Raw genomic sequence first — 18528 nt, 5'->3', positions numbered from 1 at the left:
ATGGCTACTGTAAGTCTGACGGCCAAAATTTACTTTTGGCCGTCAGGAAATCACGCTTTATGTCGGTTATCAGGTAAGAATATGGTCAGTATCCCCAGTAGTGGCAGGAAAGCACATATTTTGTAGACCAAATCGATGCTGGTATGGTCGGCAATCAGCCCTAACACCGCGGCTCCCAAGCCGCCCATGCCGAAGGCAAAACCGAAAAATAGCCCAGAAACCATGCCGATACGGCCAGGAAGCAGCTCCTGCGCGTAGACCAGAATGGCAGAAAACGCCGATGCGAGGATAAAACCAATGATCACGGTTAAAATCCCGGTCCATTCCAGCGTTGCGTAGGGTAAAAAGAGGGTAAAGGGTGCTACACCGAGGATAGAGCCCCAAATAACATATTTTCTGCCAATTTTATCGCCCAATGGTCCACCAATCACCGTCCCGGCTGCGACGGCAAACAGGAAGGCAAACAGGTGAAACTGGGCATTTTGTACCGATAATCCGAATTTTTGCATCAGATAAAAGGTGTAATAGCTGCTGATGCTCGCCATATAGAAGTATTTGGAGAAAATCAGCACCAACAGGATGCTTACCGCCAACACCACTTTATTCCGTGGTAACGGATTCACGATGGCGACTTTCGGTTTTCCTTTACTCATCCGGTGCTGCGCGGCATACCAACGGCTGATTTGCGCCAGAACGACAATCGCTAATAACGCAGCCAGCACAAACCAGGCCACATTACCCTTACCATATGGCGCGATGATGACAGCCGCCAGTAACGGTCCCAGAGAGCTACCGAAGTTGCCGCCAACCTGGAAAATTGACTGGGCAAGACCGTGACGACCGCCGGAGGCCATTCGCGCCACGCGGGATGATTCCGGGTGAAATACCGAAGAGCCGGTACCAACCAGCGCTGCGGCGAGCAGGACCATATGGAAACTGCCGGCCATGGCCAGCAAAACAAGCCCACTCAGCGTGAAGCACATCCCAATGGGCAGCGACCACGGCATTGGGTATTTATCCGTCCAGTAACCCACAACCGGTTGCAGCAGTGAGGAAGCAAGCTGGAAGGTCAGGGTAATCATCCCTATCTGCATAAACGTCAGCGAGAACTCTGACTGCAATAGCGGATAAATCGCCAGGATCAGCGACTGGATCATATCGTTTAGCAGATGGGAGAGGCTGATTGCCCCTAAAATGCCAAATGAGGTGCGTGCTTTAGCAACCGACGCTGACGCGCCAGCCACTGGCTGGGTTGGTTCACTTATTGCCATAGAAAGTCACTTCTGTTTGGGTTGCGATTATGAGGGTAATCTAATTTGTTATTATTACCTGACTAACATACCTGCGGAAGGTGTTTGAAGGAAGTCTCATTTCTGAAAACATTTTCGGCTATTATTTTCAGTAGCTGTAATTTTATGCCCGAACTAATTCGACTTACAGGCAGGCGGCAAACGCGAGAGTCCCAGGAGCTTATTGCATAAGCGACAGGGGGAAGTGAGCGCAGCCAACGCACATGTAATTTGAAGGATAACGGGTATGGCGGTTGATATTGAGTCAGGGAGTGAAATATGAAGTTTTTAAAACGGGGCGTGGCGCTGGCGTTATTAGCCGCATTTGCGCTGGCAGGTCAACCTGCACAGGCGTACGAAAAAGATAAAACCTACAAAATTACCATTCTGCATACCAACGATCATCACGGTCACTTCTGGCGCAGCGAATACGGTGAATACGGGCTGGCGGCACAAAAAACGCTGGTGGACGGTATTCGTAAAGAGGTGGCTGAGGAAGGAGGCAGTGTACTGCTGCTTTCCGGTGGCGACATTAATACCGGCGTACCGGAGTCTGATCTGCAGGATGCGGAACCTGATTTTCGCGGAATGAACCTGATTGGCTATGATGCGATGGCGGTCGGAAACCACGAGTTTGATAATCCGCTTAGCGTATTGCGCCAGCAGGAAAAATGGTCCAAATTCCCGTTTCTCTCGGCCAATATCTATCAGAAAAGCACCGGCGAGCGTTTGTTTAAGCCGTGGGCCATCTTTAAGCGTCAGGATTTAAAAATTGCCGTACTCGGTTTGACCACTGACGATACGGCGAAAATTGGCAACCCAGAGTTCTTTACCGATATTGAGTTCCGTAAACCTGCTGATGAAGCCAAACTGGTTATCCAGGAACTGAATATGGGGGAAAAGCCGGACATCATTATTGCGACCACCCATATGGGACATTATGACAATGGCAATCACGGCTCGAACGCGCCTGGCGACGTAGAAATGGCGCGCAGCCTGCCGGCGGGATCGCTGGCAATGATTGTGGGTGGTCACTCGCAGGATCCGGTATGTATGGCCGCGGAAAACAAGAAGCAGTTTGATTACGTACCGGGTACGCCGTGTGCGCCAGACAAGCAAAACGGGATCTGGATTGTGCAGGCGCATGAGTGGGGGAAATACGTGGGGCGGGCGGACTTTGAGTTCCGCAATGGCGAAATGAAAATGGTTAACTACCAGCTCATCCCCGTCAACCTGAAGAAAAAAGTGACCTGGGACAACGGTAAAAGTGAGCGCGTACTCTACACCCCGGAAATTGCAGAAAATCAGCAAATGCTTTCTCTGCTGACGCCGTTCCAGAATAAAGGTAAAGCGCAGCTCGACGTGAAAATTGGTAGCGTCAATGCGCGCCTCGAAGGCGACCGTAGCAAAGTCCGTTTCGTACAGACCAACATGGGGCATTTACTGCTGGCTGCGCAAATGGCGCGAACCAGCGCTGATTTTGGCGTGATGAGCGGCGGCGGTATCCGTGACTCCATCGAAGGCGGTGATATCACCTATAAGAGCGTGCTGAAGGTGCAGCCGTTCGGTAACATCGTGGTGTACGCCGACATGAGTGGGAAAGAGGTGATTGACTATCTGACCGCCGTGGCACAAATGAAGCCGGATTCCGGGGCCTATCCGCAGTTTGCCAACGTCAGCTTCGTGGCGAAAGACGGCAAACTTAACGATTTGAAAATTAAAGGCGAACCCGTTGATCCAGCCAAAACCTATCGCATGGCAACGCTGAGCTTCAATGCCACCGGCGGCGATGGCTATCCGCGAATTGATAACAAGCCTGGCTATGTGAATACCGGGTTTATTGATGCGGAGGTGCTGAAAGAGTACGTACAGAAGAACTCACCGCTCGATGCTGGTGCGTATGAGCCGAAGGGCGAGGTAAGCTGGCAGTAACAGGGCAATTTAGGGCATCATTTTATCCGCTCCTCCGGGCCGCCCTTCATGGCGGCCCAATAATCCTACTTATTACCTCTATGCTCCGGTTCTTGCGCGCTGGCCGAGTCCAAACTGTCTTCACCAATCACGCCCTGTAATCGCAGTAGGCGCAATCGCCGTATCACCGGGCAAAAGACAATTAATCACGGCGTGCGATATCGGCGAATTTCGCATCCAGAATTTTCGCCAAATCGCCTGCTGCCAGTTCAATATCCAGCCCGCGTTTGCCGCCGGACACATAAATGGTGTCAAACGTCTGGGCGGGAGCGTCGATGAGCGTCGGCAATCTTTTTTTCTGTCCCAGCGGGCTGATGCCGCCAATCAGATACCCGGTGGTTCGCTGCGCGATCATCGGATCGGCCATATCGACCTTTTTGGCTCCCAACGCCCTGGCGACTTTTTTGAGATCCAGTTGACCGGCTACCGGCGTAACGGCAACCGCCAGGTGCTTCATATCGCCATTCACGGCAACCAGTAGCGTTTTGTAGACCTGGTCCGCATTCAGACCTAACTTGCGTACCACTTCGTCACCAAAGTTCGTCTCGGACGGATCGTGATCGTAGGTGTGGATCTGGAAAGAAATTTTGTTTTTTTCGAGTAATTTAACGGCGGGTGTCATAGCAATTTTCCTGGCCCAGACAAAATACGACACAAGCATACGCCTGATGTCTGTCTAAAAAATAGTACCATCTTGCGCAATAGTGTTGGCAGGATGATGACTTTGAGCGACAATCGAACTACACCGATGCTTTAAGCGTCGGGATCATAATAATGATGAAATTCCTCTTTGACGGGCCAATAGCAATATTGGCCATTTTTTTACCGTAACATCTCCGGCAAATTTCCTTCTCCATACAAATGCAGCGCGCCAACGGCTACAACATAGTGACCGGCAGGCATCGCCCTGAGTCGATCGCGCCAGGCCGCATTACGCTGATGCATTAAAACGTCATACAGCGACTGGCTAAAAGTATTGGGTAGAGTGAGTTCGCTATTGCGTGGCGGCGTTTTAAGCCACCAGCCCATCATCTGTTGTAGCAGTCTGGCATTGGTATGCCAGTGCGTCAGGGTATCGTCCAGCAGAGCCAGTCCGTTATCGGGTAACTGACATAACAGCTCGATTTGGCTGGATGCGCCTTCCAGCTCGATTATGGGTTTATGCACCTGTTTTGCCGCATTCAGAAGTTGGTAATCAATGCCGTATTCTGCCCGCAACCCCAACTGCTGCGCCTGCGTTGCCTGCAAGACCATGGCGATTTGCCACAGCGGCTGGGTAGACAGCAGGGAAGAGGAAATACCCAGCTCGTCGGAGACTTTGTGCAGATTATCTAGCAGCTCTGGGCTGATGCGCTCTTCCAGTGCGGCAAAGGTCGGAAGGTTGGCAAACGGCGCGTCGTCGCCGGAAACATTGGCTTCGACAATGAGCGCATCGGCACGCTGGAGCTTTTTGAGTAATTTGGCAGGCAGAGGCGCCATATCGCGGCTGCCCATGTGAATACTGCCAATCAGATGAAAATGGCGGTTTCCGGGCAAGGAGATGTCGATGGCAGGCCAGGTATAGTGGTTGCCGCGTAGCGCGGTGAAAAATGATTTTACCCGGTACAACAGATCCATACGGCCTCCCTAAGTAGACTTCCATGCTAGCGCGTGGTCCTGGAAGGTGCAAATACACTTCATCATTCGCTCAGCCTCTTTATTGGCAGCGTGCAAAAACCCCAGTCACATAGTTGGCTATGCTCCTGGGGTTTTTATACTTGCCGCCTTGAGGCAACGCGAATGATTTGGGGCCCCGTTCAGAGCGACATCCGGTAAAGGCTTACTCTTTAGGTTTGAAGCGCAGCAGTCGGTTAGCGTTGCTCACCACGGTAATGGAGGAGAGCGCCATCGCCGCCCCGGCAACGACCGGGTTGAGCAGTGTTCCGGTGAACGGCCACAAAATCCCGGCGGCAACGGGGATACCGATGCTGTTATAGATAAACGCGCCGAGCAGGTTCTGCTTCATATTGCGCAGCGTTGCCCGGGAGATAGACAGCGCATCTGCAACGCCCATCAGGCTATGGCGCATCAGCGTAATCGCGGCGGTATCAATCGCCACATCGCTGCCGCCACCCATGGCAATCCCTACGTCAGCCTGAGCCAGCGCAGGCGCATCGTTGATACCGTCACCGACCATGGCAACCTGACGCCCCTGGCTCTGCAGACGTTTAATCGCCTCGGCTTTACCGTCCGGCAGAACGCCAGCAATCACCTCATCAATACCCGCCTCTTTGGCAATGGCGTTGGCGGTCGTTGGGTTGTCGCCGGTGAGCATCACCAGACGATACCCGGCGCGGTGCAGACGCTGGAGTGCTGCCACGCTGTCGCTACGCAGAGGATCACGTACCGCTAACAGCGCTGCCGCTTTACCGTCAATCGCTAACAGTACCGGGGTTGAGCCTTGGGAAGCCTGAGCGGTGATTTCAGCCTCCATTTCAGTGGTATCTACCTGCTGTTCATTGAGCAGCGCCTGGTTTCCCAGCAGCAGCGAATGACCTTCCGTTTCGCCACTGACGCCTAAACCGCGCAGCGTACGGAAACCGTTGACCTGCGGCAGCGTGACATCACCTGCTTTGTCCAGAATCGCCCTGGCTAACGGGTGGCTGGAACCCTGTTCAAGGGCCGCTGCCAGACGAATTGCCAGCGCTTCGTCGGTATTGGCAAACGTTTTGATGGCGACAACCTGTGGTTTGCCTTCAGTTAGCGTCCCGGTTTTATCAAACACGATGGTATCGAGCGTGCTGGCGCGCTGCAGCGCATCGGCATCACGTACCAGCACCCCAAATTCAGCGGCACGCCCAACGCCGGAAATAATCGACATCGGCGTTGCCAGACCCAGCGCACAAGGGCAGGCAATAATCAGGACGGTGGTGGCGATTACCAGCGTATAGACAATCTGCGGCGCCGGTCCAAAGAAATACCAGATAGCCGCACTGACCAGCGCAATGGCGACCACGACCGGAACGAACACCGAGGAGATGCGGTCGGCCAGTTTGCCAATTTCCGGTTTGCTGCTTTGCGCCTGGCGCACCATACGAATAATGCGCGACAGCGTGGTGTGACTGCCAACAGCGCTGGCGCGGAACAGCACGCTACCGTCCTGTACGACCGTACCGGCGTGGACGCTATCGCCTGCACCTTTTTGCTGTGGAATCGGCTCACCGGTCAGCATGGCCTCATCCAGCCAGGCTTCACCCTGAGTGATTTCGCCATCAACCGGAACGCGGTCGCCGGTGGTCAGGCGCAGTAACATTCCAGCCTGCACCTCTGCCAGCGGCACGTTCTTTTCACCTTCGTCAGTGACGACCCGCGCGGTCGGCGGCGTCAGATCGAGCAGTTTTTCCAGTGCTTTAGACGAGCGTTGGCGAGCCCGCGCTTCCAGCATGTGTCCGAGGTTAATCAGACCGATAATCATTGCACTGGCCTCATAATAGAGGTGTCGTGCCTCCATCGGGAACCATTGTGGCCAGAGGTTGACGCTCATGGAATAGAGCCATGCCACCCCCGTACCCAGCGCCACCAGCGTATCCATGGTCGCGGTGCCGTTCATCAGGCTTTTCCACGCATTGCGGTAAAAGTGACCGCCCGCGAAAACCATCACGGCAAGCGTTGCCAGACCAATCATCAGCCACAGGCTGCGGTTGTCGTCGCTCACCATCATGTTGTCGCCAATCATGCCCCATACCATGACCGGGATACCCAGGAGCAGCGCGACGGCTGCCTGCCAGCGAAAACGTTTCATGGTTGCCACGGCGGTTTCTTGCTGACGCTCGCGACGCTTAGCATCATCTTCAATCGCTTCTGCGCCGTAGCCCGCTTTTTCAACCGCCTGTACTAAATCTGCGGCGGAGGCACTGCCCATTACCAGCGCAGTGCGTTCCGCCAGGTTTACCCGTGCCTGCGTGACGCCCGGTACACTTTGCAATGCATTTTGTACGCGGGTCACACAACTGGCGCAGCTCATGCCGTTTAACAGCAACTGTTGGCTGTCATCATCAGCCGTAGCTGCCGGAAGCTCGGAAGGGACCGCTGCCAGTGCTTCCGACGGGATTGATGACTCCGTCAGCGGTTTAGCCTTTGGGTGGCTTAACTCCGCGCCGTAACCGGCTTGTTTAATGGTTTCAATCAGCGCTTCTACGCTGGCGCTCCCGGTAACATGCGCTTCTGTCACGGTGACATCCGCTTGCTCAACGTCCGGACGTTGTTCCAGACTTTCTTTAACGCGTTTTACGCAGTGACCACAGGACAGGCCGTCCAGGGTTAGATCGATTGTTTGAGACATAACCAACTCCTTTTTTGCAGGATTAACTGACTGTGATAAAGGTTAAACCTTACAGCAAGGGGAAGGTCAAGGGCGTTTTTAGAAAAGGTGAAAAAAGGGTGTAAAGGGAGAAAAACGGGAACGCCACGTCAGGGGTTCCCGGTCTGTTATTGATTGAGGACGATAATCGGCGTTCGATGCTCCGGTTCATTTATGACCGTGAGATCGGCACCGTACAGCGCGTTCAGCGACCGTTGCTTCAGAACATCCTGCGGATATCCGTTATCAACTATCCTGCCGCGTTCCATCAATACCACACGGTCGGCATAGCGCGCCGCGAGGTTGAGATCGTGCAGGACGCAGCAGACGTTAAACTGTCGTTCACGCACCAGACGACGTAGCAGACGAAAAAGGTGCTGCTGGTGGTGAATATCCAGCGCGGAGGTGGGTTCATCCAGAAACAACCATTTCGGCCCAGGCTCGGGCTCCCAAAGCTGAACCAGCAGGCGCGCCAGCTGTACCCGTTGTTGTTCTCCTCCCGAGAGATGCCGGTAATCGCGTGCGGCCAGCGTCTGGCAATCACACAATGCCATGATGTACTCCGTTTCATCGCCCGTGTTGCGCGTACGATACGGATGTCTGCCCATGCGAATGACCTCCTGAACGCTAAACGGGAAGGCCATATGACTATTCTGACGCATCACGGCACGGGTTTTTGCCAGCTCGGTGATTGACCACTTGTCCAGCGGCTTGCCAAACATGCTACAACGCCCACTGTGGGGCTGCAGATATCCCGTAAGCTGGCGTAGCAGCGTCGACTTCCCGGCTCCGTTCGGGCCAAGAATCGCGATGATCTCTCCATCAGGTAGCGTCAGGGAAACGTCGTCGGTCAGTCGTCTTCCCTGAATGTGGTAGACCAGATTTTCAGCGACGATCATGACACCCTCCGGCTACGCAGTATTAACCACAGGAAATACGGTCCACCGATCAGGCTGGTTAACAGGCCAACGGGCATTTCGGCTGGCTGAACAAGTGTGCGGGCCAACGTGTCGGCAATCAGAAGTAAACAGGCACCGGCCAGCGTAGAGCAGGGAATCAACCAGCGATGATCGGCGCCGGTCGTCATTCTGATCAGATGTGGGATCACCAGGCCAATAAAACCAATTACGCCGCTGACGGAAACCGCAGCGCCAACCAGGAGCGAACTGAGCAACAGTAACTGCTGCCGCTTACGTTTGACGTTTACGCCGAGGTAATGCGCCTCTTCATCACCCAACTGCAGTAAATTAAGCGTTCCCGCCATGCAGACGGTGACAACAATGGCTGGAAGAATAAACGTGCTGGCAACCAACAGCGTTGGCCACTGGGCCTGGCCGAGATTTCCCATCATCCACAATGTAAGTTGACGTAGCTGCTGCTCGTCGCCCACATAGCTCAGTACGCCAATAGCCGAACCGCACAGGGCATTGATAGCGATACCGGCTAACAGCAGTTGCATCATTCCACCGTGGTTATGACGCTGGCTTATCAGGAAAATAATCGTGCAGACCACCATGCTGCCAGCGACGGCAAAAATCATCTGCTCATACAGCACCAGCACTACGGGGAACGAAAATGGGATAACTATCGCGATGCCGACCATCAGCGCGGAGCCGCTGCTGACGCCAAGCAGGCCAGGATCGGCCATCGGATTGCGAAAAAGTCCCTGCATGATGACCCCTGCCGTCGCCAGCGCAGCACCGACCAGAACGGCCAGCAGCACGCGAGGCAGGCGGATGTTTAACCAGATATCACGATATTCGTCGTTGAACAGAGCGCTGAAGCTAATGTTCAGCGCCCCCTGGCTGGCACCGAAGAGCATCAGAGCAACCAGCAAAAGAGAAAGACCCGTCAGGATGCTGACGGAAGAAAGCGAGTCCTTAAGCACGTAACGCTCCATAACGTCTTTGCGGCGCGGAGTTCCCGCGCCGTGAGGGGTTTACGCGGGTTTCAGTCCCGGCTCAACCAAACTGTAAATCTGGTTATTAAGTGCTGGCGCAGTGGCCAGTTCGTGAATATGCTTCGCAACATCTGCACGCATTACAAAGCCGTGACACTCCTGAGCCTGTATTCGTTGCGCCTGGCCGGTGGCTGCACCGTTCAGCAAACCGCCGGGGCGGAGAATGGCGTAGTCCAGTCGACTGGTTTGTAGCCAGCTTTCAGCCAACGATTTTTCCCGTACAGCCTGACCAAATGCGGCCTTTGCGCGTGAAGAAAGAAAAGGCCAACTGTCACCGCAGCCGAGTGAGGTCACCAGAATCATGCGCTTGATCTCCGCTTTTTCTGCTTCATCAATGACGGTTCTGTGCGCCAGATAATCCTGGGCGCCGCCCATGGAGGAGATCACCGTGGCATGTTGACCCGCTGCGCGACAGGCACAGGCGGTGACCTGACTATCGCAGGCGTCGCCGATGAAGACCTGCACACCTTTTTCCTGCAACCCAGCAGCGACCTGTGCGTTGCGAACGACGGCAATCACCGGACGTTGTTCCGCCAGTGCGAGTTCAAGCGTTTTCGCTCCGACGCCGCTACCACCCGCACCAAAAATGAGCCATGGAGCCATCAGGCATGTTCCTTTAAAGATGAAGACAACGCGTGAAAGGCGCTGACCTGTTCGGCCAGTAGCTGTCGATGTTCATCCCGACCGAGGAAAATTTTGAACATCGCGCTACCCGCCTGGTTAAAGAAGAGAATGGACGCGGTGTCCATTCCCATAAATTTGCGTTCAATCAGGGCAATATGCGTACAGTTTTCTGCCTTGATATGACCGGTCATGCCTTTTTTGCCGCGCAGGTTGAAGTAGCCATGACGGTGGAATCCGGAAGGTAATTCACCGGTGAATTCCAGAATGACATCAGCAGTATGGACCAGGGTGGTGACTTTGCCCCATTCGCTGACGGTTTCCCAGACAGTATCAAATTGATCGCCGGAAACCAGCGTCGGGGAGGGGAGGTTTTTCACCACCTCCAGCAGCGTGGTGTTGTACTGGGCAGCGATAGCTTCCAGCGTACCGTCCGGTTCAGTTTTCAAAAAATCCTGTAAAGAGACATGGCTCATAATTCACTCCTGGTATGGTTGTTCTACCGCAATGCGCGGCGCGTTAAGTGCCTGAATAAGTTCATCAAGAGACTGCAAAATATTGCTTGCCCAAAAACGCCCTTCATTGGTCAGGCGCACGCAGGTGCTGGCATCTCGCGTCAGTCCTGCGTGATGCCATTGGGTCAGTAGCGGGGTTAGTTTTTGTGCATGAGGCGTCAGTTCATCCAGCGGAACGCGGGCAGTTTCAATGCCCGCCTGGAGAGTGTGTCGCCACTGGAAACCACGCTCGGCGGTACGCATCATCATCATTAGCGGTTTTTTCCCGGCGGCGATAGATTCATGCCATGTTGTCAGATTGCGCTCGACCATCCAGGAATAGCCATTGACTGATCCCCCGGCGCCTGAGCCGAATGCCAGACAGTCCGCTCCCTGTTTAATCAGCAGGTTGTACAGATTGCGTTCACGCGTGGTACGCGCCCAGTGGCTGTTGCTGATGCAGCGCCAGCCTGCGCTGTCCATGAAATCGCAACCCTGAAGATAGAGATCGCGACGTTCGGCGGGAGAGGGAACGGTTGTGCGCCCGGTTTCAACTGCTTTGCCAAGCGGTGTATTGGGGATCAGGTTCAGCGCATAAAGATCTACGCCGTCGAGGCCGATGTCACGGGCAATCGCCAGATCGTCGCCCCACAGTTTTGCATCTTGTCCTGGCAGACCAAACAACAGATCGCATACCACGGCGGCACGATCCCGTTTTACCAGCCCCTGCATAAAGGCAATTGCGGTCGGGCCGTCTGAGGTGCGCGCCATTTTCTTGCGGATCCGGCTGTTAAAAGATTGAATACCGATCGAAAACCGATTGGCGCCAGCGTCAAGGCAGGCATCAATTCGCGCATCGTCAAAATTGAGCACTCGTCCCTCAATGGTAATTTCGCAGTCCGGTGCCAGCGGTAACTTTTCACGCAGCGCGGTGATGATTCTGCCCAGATCCCGTGCTGACAGCGCGGAAGGCGTACCGCCGCCAAAATAGACGGCGTGAATTGGGGCTGACTGATGTAATGCGCTATCGGCTTCCATCTCGATTTCGCGCAACAGCGCGTTGGTGTAGCGGGCGCAGTGATCTTCTTCGAACCGGTTTTGATAAAAACCACAGAAAGTACAATGCGTTGCACAAAAAGGGATATGCAAGTACACCAGCCGTTTACGCGGCGGGGTAGGCTGGCTGATAACATCCTGCCAGGTTTGTGACAATAGCTCTTTGGCAATCGGGATCGCCCCGCGCCATGGCATTGTGGCGCGGCGATCCTTAAAGGGCTGACTTCCCTCAAGCGCAAAATGCGCGGTGAGATCCAGCGAGTGTTCAGTTTTCATTCTTTTTTATAAATCCAGTTAGTGAGGCCAGAATTGCTGGTGCAGGGCTTCAACCGCATCGGCGACGCGAGGCCCCATTCCCAGAATCAGCGCCTGGTCTACCGCCACAATGCGCTGATTTTTCCAGGCCGCAGTGTGGGTAATACCGGCAATCGCGCTCAGACGAGCCAGATCGCCATCCACCATTTGCGACGTCACCACGATCACCTCCGGGTTGGCGGCGATCAGCGACTCTGCGCTGTAACTTTTATACTGCGCGTGGGTGGCGACATTTTGTGCGCCCGCAAGGGTCATAATGGCATCGGCAACGCTGCCCTTGCCGGCGACCTGCGGCGCGCTGCCGCCAGCGGAGAGAATGAACATGGCTTTGACCGGCGCATTTTTCGCCGCCACGCTGTGCTGAACACGATCCAGACGTTGATGCAGGCGATTGACCAGCGCTTCACCTTGTTCAGGAATGCGCAGCGTTTGAGCCAGCTCCCGAATGTTGGCGTACATCTGCTCGACGGTGGCCGGTACGCGCGGCAATGTAACGACGTTAACTTTCTGCGCCCGGAGCTGATCCAAAACGATTTGAGGGCCTGCATCCTGCCAGGTGATAAAGCTGTCCGGGTGCAGCGATAAAATGCCCTCGCTGCTTAACTGCTTCCAGTAGCCGATATGCGGGAGCGCGGCAGTTTCAGGTGGGTACGAGGTGGTTTCATCGACGCCAACCACCCGGTTGCCGACGCCCATGGCGTAAATCAGTTCGCTAAGCGAACCGCCCGCCACCACCAGGCGGTCAGCGGACTGGGCGCTGAAAACACAGGCGAGGCTCAGTAAGCCAATCATGAGTTTTTTCATCGTCAGAAATTCCACGCAAAGCCAACAGCGGCATTGAAACCAGCGTCTGGGATAGATTCATGCGCGGTTCTGTAACGCTTGTCGGTCAGGTTGTTGAGCGCGAGGTTGACCTGATACTGGTCCTGCGGACCAAACTCGGTGTTGAATGCGAGGTTAAGCGTGGCCCAGCCTGGATAGTTTATTTCCGTGGTGCCGGTATTATCTTTGGCGCGGGACGCCGCGCGAATAAAGACATCGGACGTCACGTTAGCGACATTCATCAACCAGGTATGTTTCAGGCCAACGCGCCCGGTCAGCGTGGGTTCGCCGGTATCCCAGGTTTTTATGGTGTTGCCTTCGTATTGACGGCGAATGAGATTACCGCTCAGGTAGGGGGAAACCGCCCAGCCGTTGTATTCTGCGGTTAATTCCATGCCCCAGGTTTTGGCACGATCGATGTTGTCGTAGTAGTAATAGCCGCCGCGGGAAGAGGTGGTGTTGCCGTTGCAAACGGGTTGGCCTGAACAGGCCAGACTGGCGATATAGTCTTTGGCTTCGGAGTAATAAATGGCGCCGTCAATCAGCCACATATTCCCTTTATACCGCGCGCCCAACTCATAGTTATTTGAGTGTTCCGCCTTCAGGTTTGGGTTGCCGTAGGTAACGCTGCCGCCGGCGGATGTCTGCATGAACAATTGAGTAAGCGTGGGGAAGACATAGCCCTGGGCGTATGCAGCCCGAAGTTCAAGATCTTCAAAGCCGGAATAGCGCAGGCTGGTCGAGGTCACCAGTTCATCATCGTGAACGGAATTTCCCCCGGTGGATTGCCAGGTGGTGCCGCTGCTTTGGATAGTTTGCGTATCGTTGCGATTGAGTTTCGAAGACAGCCAGTACTGACGTGCGCCCACGGTCCACGTCCAGTCATCGGCAAAGCGCCAGTCGTTTTGCGCGAACAGTGAGGTGTTGCTTTGTTCTGCTTCGTTATATGACAGGGTACGGGTTTGCGTATCGAAGAAGCCGGTAGCCGCGGTCTGGCGTGTACTGCCGTCCGTGTCCTGTTTTATTTTGTCATGCTGATACTGGGTGCCAATCACCAGCGTGTTGTTAGCTGGAAGGGAGATATTGCCCTGCAGCGTTACACCCTGGGTATATTGTTTGTCGTTGGTATTGGTTTGATTGCTTACCGTCAGCGCTTTAATCATCGGGCTGGGGATAATCTGGGTCGTTTTGACCCGGTTTTCAAATTTGCGCTCTATTGTCTGGGTGTATGCGTCAAAATGGATGTTCCTCAGGTAATCCCCGTCGGCCGCGTAGTCGTAGAAAAGACCGATTTTCTCGCGTTCCAGCTTAGGAATTTTGACGCTAAAGTCGTCGAACTGACCTTCGGGATCGTCAAACCAGGTTTGAGTGGATAGCTTATAACGGTCGAGTGAGAGCCCAATTTTGTGGCGATCGAGGTTGTAGCCAAGCCACACTCCCTGACCGTTATTACGGAAGTTGGTGTCGGGCAATCTTCCGTCAGGTGTATCGCGATCCCCCTGGTCGGAATAGCTGCCATTGATGCGGTAGTCAAAGTTACCGATGCTTCCCCAGGCTGCCGCTGACTCTTCCCATCCTGCCGTTGCGGAGTTATAAACAGCCTTAACGCTACCACCCAAAGGCTTATCGCCGCCTTTTTTGGTAATAAAGTTCACGACGCCGCCAATTGCCTGCGAACCATAGAGGACAGAATAAGGGCCTTTGACCACTTCAATACGTTCCAGCGCGGATTCGTCAATCAGTAAACCGGCTCCGTAGTTTTGTCCGGCACGTTGGTAGCTGACGACCTGGCCGTCTATCAAAATCAGCACCCGCGAAGAAGCTTCGCCACGGATACGAATTTGTTTCCGACCTGCGAGAGCGTTATCGGTAACTTCGACGCCGGGGATATCTTGTAAATCATCAGCAAGAGAAACGCTGGTGGAGTTTTGTAGCGTCTGGCGATCGATAACCTGAATGGTTGCCGGGCTATCCCAGAGACTACTTTCTGTGCGGTTAGCCGTAACGATCACCGTATCTTCGTCGGACGTTGAACCGTGTGTTGGAGAGGTCGCTGCAAAAGTAGCGCCGGACATGCATAATGTCAGGGCTGAAAGAATAAATGGCCTTTGGTTAATCCGTGGCAACATAAGAGAACCTTTATTGAATGTAAATGATCATCATTATCATTCGCGTTTGTATATAAAATTGTTTCCCTTTGTTCAAGATGAAAGGTGCAGAACCGATACATCTTTTGATTTGAGTCAATTTTGCGTGGTCAATAAATGCTGAAATGTGATCTGAATCGGATATAACGATGTGAATTAAAAGGATTTGTGCATCGCTGTGATGGTGGAAAATGCGCGGGGTTCTTGGGTAAAGGATTACGGCAATGTGGGCTATAATGTGGCTCAGTACCAACAAGATCAGCGGGGGAAATGTGAATATTAGCGATGTTGCGAAAAAAACCGGTTTAACCAGCAAAGCGATACGCTTTTACGAAGAAAAGGGGTTAGTGACGCCGCCGCTGCGTAGCGAAAATGGCTATCGCACATACAACCAACAGCATCTGAATGAGCTTACGCTGTTACGACAGGCACGACAGGTTGGTTTTAACCTGGAAGAGTGCGGCGAGTTGGTGAACCTGTTTAACGATCCGGCGCGTCACAGCGCAGATGTGAAAAAGCGTACGTTAGAAAAGGTGGCGGACATTGAGCGCCATATCAGCGAGCTGCAGGCTATGCGCTTGCATTTGTTGGCGCTGGCGGAGAGTTGCCCTGGCGATGACAGCGCCGAATGCCCGATTATTGATAATCTCTCCGGCTGCTGCCACCATAAAGCGAAGGCTTAACGGAGTGGCGGATTAAGCATAAACACCACCGTGCCACGGTACCACGGTGATTTCTCAAGCTGCGCTTCAGCCTGCGGGTCCCGGCTACCGTTTTGTACGAGCCCCAGCTTAAATGGAATGCGCAGACGACTGAGGGCGGGCAGATACGCCTGATAATTCGGTACCGTGTGACGTCCCTGATAGCTCTGGACCACCAGTTCATCGACCGCCAGCGCGTTCAGCGTGGCGACGTCGCCCGTTTTTGCCCAATCCAGTAGTCCGGTTACGCCAAGTGCAAACTCGGTCGGTAGCCGTTGGCGTAACTGCTGCAGAAAGTAGGCGTAATCGGCAAGCTGATGGGTCGCCGCGTCAAAATCAACCTGCAGGCCGATGACGTGATTCCCGGCCGCCTGCCAGCGTTGCATCAAGCGTATGATGCGCGCCGGGATCTCCTCCGGTACGTCGAGTGTGGTAAAGCGCACGGTCAACCAGATAGAGGGGAAAGTCAGGCGATTAACCGGCAGTCCTAGACGCTGGAACACCACGTTACCTGAACGTACCAGGACTTCGCCCTGATGCAGATAGACTGTTTGTGCGTTTTTCAGCTCGTCACTGGCCTTCACTCCGGACCATAGCCAGAAGGCCGGATGTTCACGGGCGGCGACGATTTCCGCCGCCTGCGCCTGGCCGAGTAGCAGCGCAGTTACCAGTAGTATTTGAGTTTTTGCGCCCACGGACTTCCCGGATACTGCGTTTTCAGTTGGGTGAACCAGCCTTTACGCTGTAGTTTATCTACTTCCTCACCGCCGCACTCGTTAGAGCCTGACGGCGCATAGCACATGATGGCGCGATACAGCGCAAAGCTCTTATCTTCAACCTCTGCTTTTGGCGATGTGATCACCTGCTGGTAGTAGCTTTGTCTGTCGAACTGGCCGAACGGTTTCTTGCGCGAGATTGCTGATTCAAGCACATCGTTGCCGGAACTGTTTTTCCATAAATCAACGTGGGTTTGCGTAGTGCGGAAAAATTCGCCTAAGCAGTTCAGGGCGTGGGCATCATGTGCTTGTTTGCTCAGAACCGTTACCGTTTCATTGAGGCTGCGACAGGTATAACCGCTCTCGGCAGAGTCGCCGTTCCAGTCGAAAATACTCAGATTAACGTCATCAAACGCTTCGCCAATGACCGGCGGCGTAATGGCGCTGGCCAGTTTTCTGTCATTCAGCCAGTCGTCAAAGCGATGCTCAGTGAGATCCCGCACCAGCAGCGTATGCAGGGCGATGGTACGCTCTTCGTTATTAGGACCGTGGACGGCTTGCTGGCGCAGTAGTTCAGGCGTGGCCTGGGTTTTCAGCACCTGCGAGCGAAAGCGCAGGTTGGTTACTGCGCTTTCTGGGGCGAAAATTGCCGCCACGTCGCCGCTATAAACCAGCGTCGCGGCTAGCTTAGCCTGCACATACTGCTGCTGTTCGTTGTCTTGGCTGAGCTTCAGCAATGTCTGCCAGAAATCACGTGCCGTGGTCCATTTCTGCTGGCCCATCAGCGCTTCGCCGTACAGCACCTGTTCGCTGAAGGCCAGCGTATCGTGGGCCGGAAGTTTCTGCGCCGGGGTAACTGCCGAAATAATCGCCGCGTAGTTGCCCGTTGCCAGCCACAGATTCAGCTGCAGATCGCGCCATAGCGGCAGTTTTTGGCTCTGCTCAAACACCGGTTTGCTGGCGTCAAGCTGGGCCTGCGTCAGCGTTGGTTTGTTGTTGTTATTCAGGCGCAACGCGCGCAGCAGTTCGATATAGCTGACAAGCGGCGCATCGGGGAAAGCCTCCACCACGGACTGTTCGTAGAACGCCATGCCGTAGACATTATCGTATTCGATGACGATCTCACGCAGTTGCTGTGCGTCAGCCGATTGCTGAAGCGTCTGCTCATACAACCCCGCCAATTGCGGCCACGCCTGTAAATACCAGTTGATACGACGCAGCATACCGTGCGAGGAAGCGGCGTACAGGCCTTGTGGGTAGTGTTGCAGATAGGCTTGCGCCAGCGTCTGAGCCTGAGAAGCGTCCTCGCGGTTAATTTTTGCGATATCAAAATCGCCGTACTCGCCCACGCTGTTCTGGCTGCTTTTGTTCAACGCCGCACGTATCAGCATGTATTGCGCGGTCTCAGCCAGCCACGGACGATCGCTTTTGGCTAGCTGAGCGAAATCCTGTTCGGCGCTGGCATAATCACCGGCATAAAAACTGGCGGCCGCTGCCAGATAGCTTTTGTAGGACTGAGCTGGAGAATCTGCCGGGAGAGTGGCAAGCGATGACTCAATCTGCTCGCGGGTTGCCCCGGATAACAGTCCTGTACGCGCCTGGGCCAGGGCCTGACGCTGATTTGCCGTTAACGTTGAGTCGGCCAGCAGTGCGGCAAAAAACGCGCTGACGCTCGCGGTATTATTCGAAACATGACGGTTCTCAAGCTCAGCGTCGTTGACGTTTATTTCGTCTGCGCTAATGTTCAGTTCGGCTATCTGTCGGGACAGGGTGCTGTCTTCGGCAGATACCTGCGCTGCGGCTGGCTGTGGGGCAATGTCATCCCACTGCGGATGATACGCAAAATAGAAATCGCGGGAGCGGGTGATGTCCGCAGGCATCGACTGCACCGGCAGAGCAAATGATTTCTCCTGGCTCAGCAGCCGCAGCAGGTTATCGCGGCTGTCGTTTTCCGGGTTGAAGGTGGGCGTGCCTTTCAGCAGGCAGCTGTCGTCGCTCCATTTGCAGTCTTCCATATCGAAAGAGGCGAATACCTGCGGGGCGGCGACCAATAATGAGCAAAGGGCAAAGGCAAGGGGTGTCTTCCTGACCATAGTC

General features: G+C 54.4%; 15 protein-coding genes. 2 read left to right on the top strand and 13 right to left on the bottom strand.

Annotation, left to right across the window (positions count from 1 at the left end):
- Positions 1-50: 50 nt before the first annotated feature.
- Complete coding sequence (fsr, locus tag HV302_RS18210; protein WP_016155879.1) at positions 51-1271, bottom strand: fosmidomycin MFS transporter; 1221 nt, start codon at positions 1269-1271, stop codon at positions 51-53.
- Positions 1272-1568: 297 nt separating this feature from the next.
- On the opposite strand from fsr, the gene ushA reads away from it, so the two are divergent.
- The gene (gene ushA / locus HV302_RS18205; protein ID WP_181626388.1) at positions 1569-3221 is read left to right on the top strand and encodes a bifunctional UDP-sugar hydrolase/5'-nucleotidase UshA; all 1653 of its coding nucleotides are present in this window, start codon (positions 1569-1571) and stop codon (positions 3219-3221) included.
- Between the two features lie 181 nt (positions 3222-3402).
- Here ushA and ybaK read toward each other — a convergent pair whose 3' ends face one another.
- From ybaK to HV302_RS18155, 10 genes are all read right to left on the bottom strand, one after another.
- Positions 3403-3882 carry a Cys-tRNA(Pro)/Cys-tRNA(Cys) deacylase YbaK gene (gene ybaK / locus HV302_RS18200; protein ID WP_049042602.1) on the bottom strand — a complete coding sequence of 160 codons (480 nt, stop codon included), beginning with the start codon at positions 3880-3882 and terminating at the stop codon, positions 3403-3405.
- A 200-nt stretch (positions 3883-4082) separates the two neighbouring features.
- On the bottom strand, positions 4083-4877 hold the full coding sequence (locus tag HV302_RS18195) for a TraB/GumN family protein (RefSeq protein WP_181626387.1): 795 nt from the start codon (positions 4875-4877) through the stop codon (positions 4083-4085).
- 202 nt (positions 4878-5079) lie between these two features.
- Positions 5080-7581, bottom strand: a complete 2502-nt coding sequence (gene copA / locus HV302_RS18190) for a copper-exporting P-type ATPase CopA (protein WP_181626386.1) — start codon at positions 7579-7581, stop codon at positions 5080-5082.
- A 146-nt stretch (positions 7582-7727) separates the two neighbouring features.
- Positions 7728-8498 (bottom strand): heme ABC transporter ATP-binding protein, encoded by a 771-nt coding sequence (locus HV302_RS18185; protein WP_016152095.1) that lies wholly within the window; start codon positions 8496-8498, stop codon positions 7728-7730.
- Complete coding sequence (locus HV302_RS18180) at positions 8495-9487, bottom strand: FecCD family ABC transporter permease (protein WP_220131618.1); 993 nt, start codon at positions 9485-9487, stop codon at positions 8495-8497. The genes HV302_RS18185 and HV302_RS18180 overlap by 4 nt, the downstream gene beginning before the upstream one ends.
- A gap of 51 nt (positions 9488-9538) precedes the next feature.
- Positions 9539-10162: an anaerobilin reductase gene (gene chuY, locus HV302_RS18175; RefSeq protein ID WP_016152097.1), complete on the bottom strand. Its 624-nt coding sequence runs from the start codon at positions 10160-10162 to the stop codon at positions 9539-9541.
- Positions 10162-10656 (bottom strand): heme utilization cystosolic carrier protein HutX, encoded by a 495-nt coding sequence (gene hutX, locus HV302_RS18170; RefSeq protein ID WP_016155886.1) that lies wholly within the window; start codon positions 10654-10656, stop codon positions 10162-10164. The genes chuY and hutX overlap by 1 nt, the downstream gene beginning before the upstream one ends.
- A gap of 3 nt (positions 10657-10659) precedes the next feature.
- On the bottom strand, positions 10660-12006 hold the full coding sequence (gene hutW / locus HV302_RS18165; RefSeq protein WP_019076190.1) for a heme anaerobic degradation radical SAM methyltransferase ChuW/HutW: 1347 nt from the start codon (positions 12004-12006) through the stop codon (positions 10660-10662).
- Between the two features lie 18 nt (positions 12007-12024).
- Complete coding sequence (locus HV302_RS18160; protein ID WP_016152100.1) at positions 12025-12849, bottom strand: heme/hemin ABC transporter substrate-binding protein; 825 nt, start codon at positions 12847-12849, stop codon at positions 12025-12027.
- A 2-nt stretch (positions 12850-12851) separates the two neighbouring features.
- Positions 12852-14996 (bottom strand): TonB-dependent receptor plug domain-containing protein, encoded by a 2145-nt coding sequence (locus tag HV302_RS18155; RefSeq protein WP_181626384.1) that lies wholly within the window; start codon positions 14994-14996, stop codon positions 12852-12854.
- A gap of 290 nt (positions 14997-15286) precedes the next feature.
- Between HV302_RS18155 and cueR the strand changes: the two genes are divergently transcribed.
- Positions 15287-15697, top strand: a complete 411-nt coding sequence (cueR, locus tag HV302_RS18150) for a Cu(I)-responsive transcriptional regulator (RefSeq protein WP_029139441.1) — start codon at positions 15287-15289, stop codon at positions 15695-15697.
- Here the strand turns inward: cueR and HV302_RS18145 are convergent.
- Complete coding sequence (locus HV302_RS18145; protein WP_047358025.1) at positions 15694-16410, bottom strand: DUF3142 domain-containing protein; 717 nt, start codon at positions 16408-16410, stop codon at positions 15694-15696. The genes cueR and HV302_RS18145 overlap by 4 nt on opposite strands.
- On the bottom strand, positions 16380-18524 hold the full coding sequence (locus HV302_RS18140) for a hypothetical protein (RefSeq protein WP_181626383.1): 2145 nt from the start codon (positions 18522-18524) through the stop codon (positions 16380-16382). Before HV302_RS18140 ends, HV302_RS18145 begins: the two co-directional genes overlap by 31 nt.
- Positions 18525-18528: the final 4 nt, after the last annotated feature.

Source organism: Citrobacter sp. RHBSTW-00859, assembly GCF_013729795.1.
GTDB lineage: Bacteria > Pseudomonadota > Gammaproteobacteria > Enterobacterales > Enterobacteriaceae > Citrobacter > Citrobacter braakii.
This window is presented reverse-complemented; position numbering and strand designations above follow the sequence as displayed.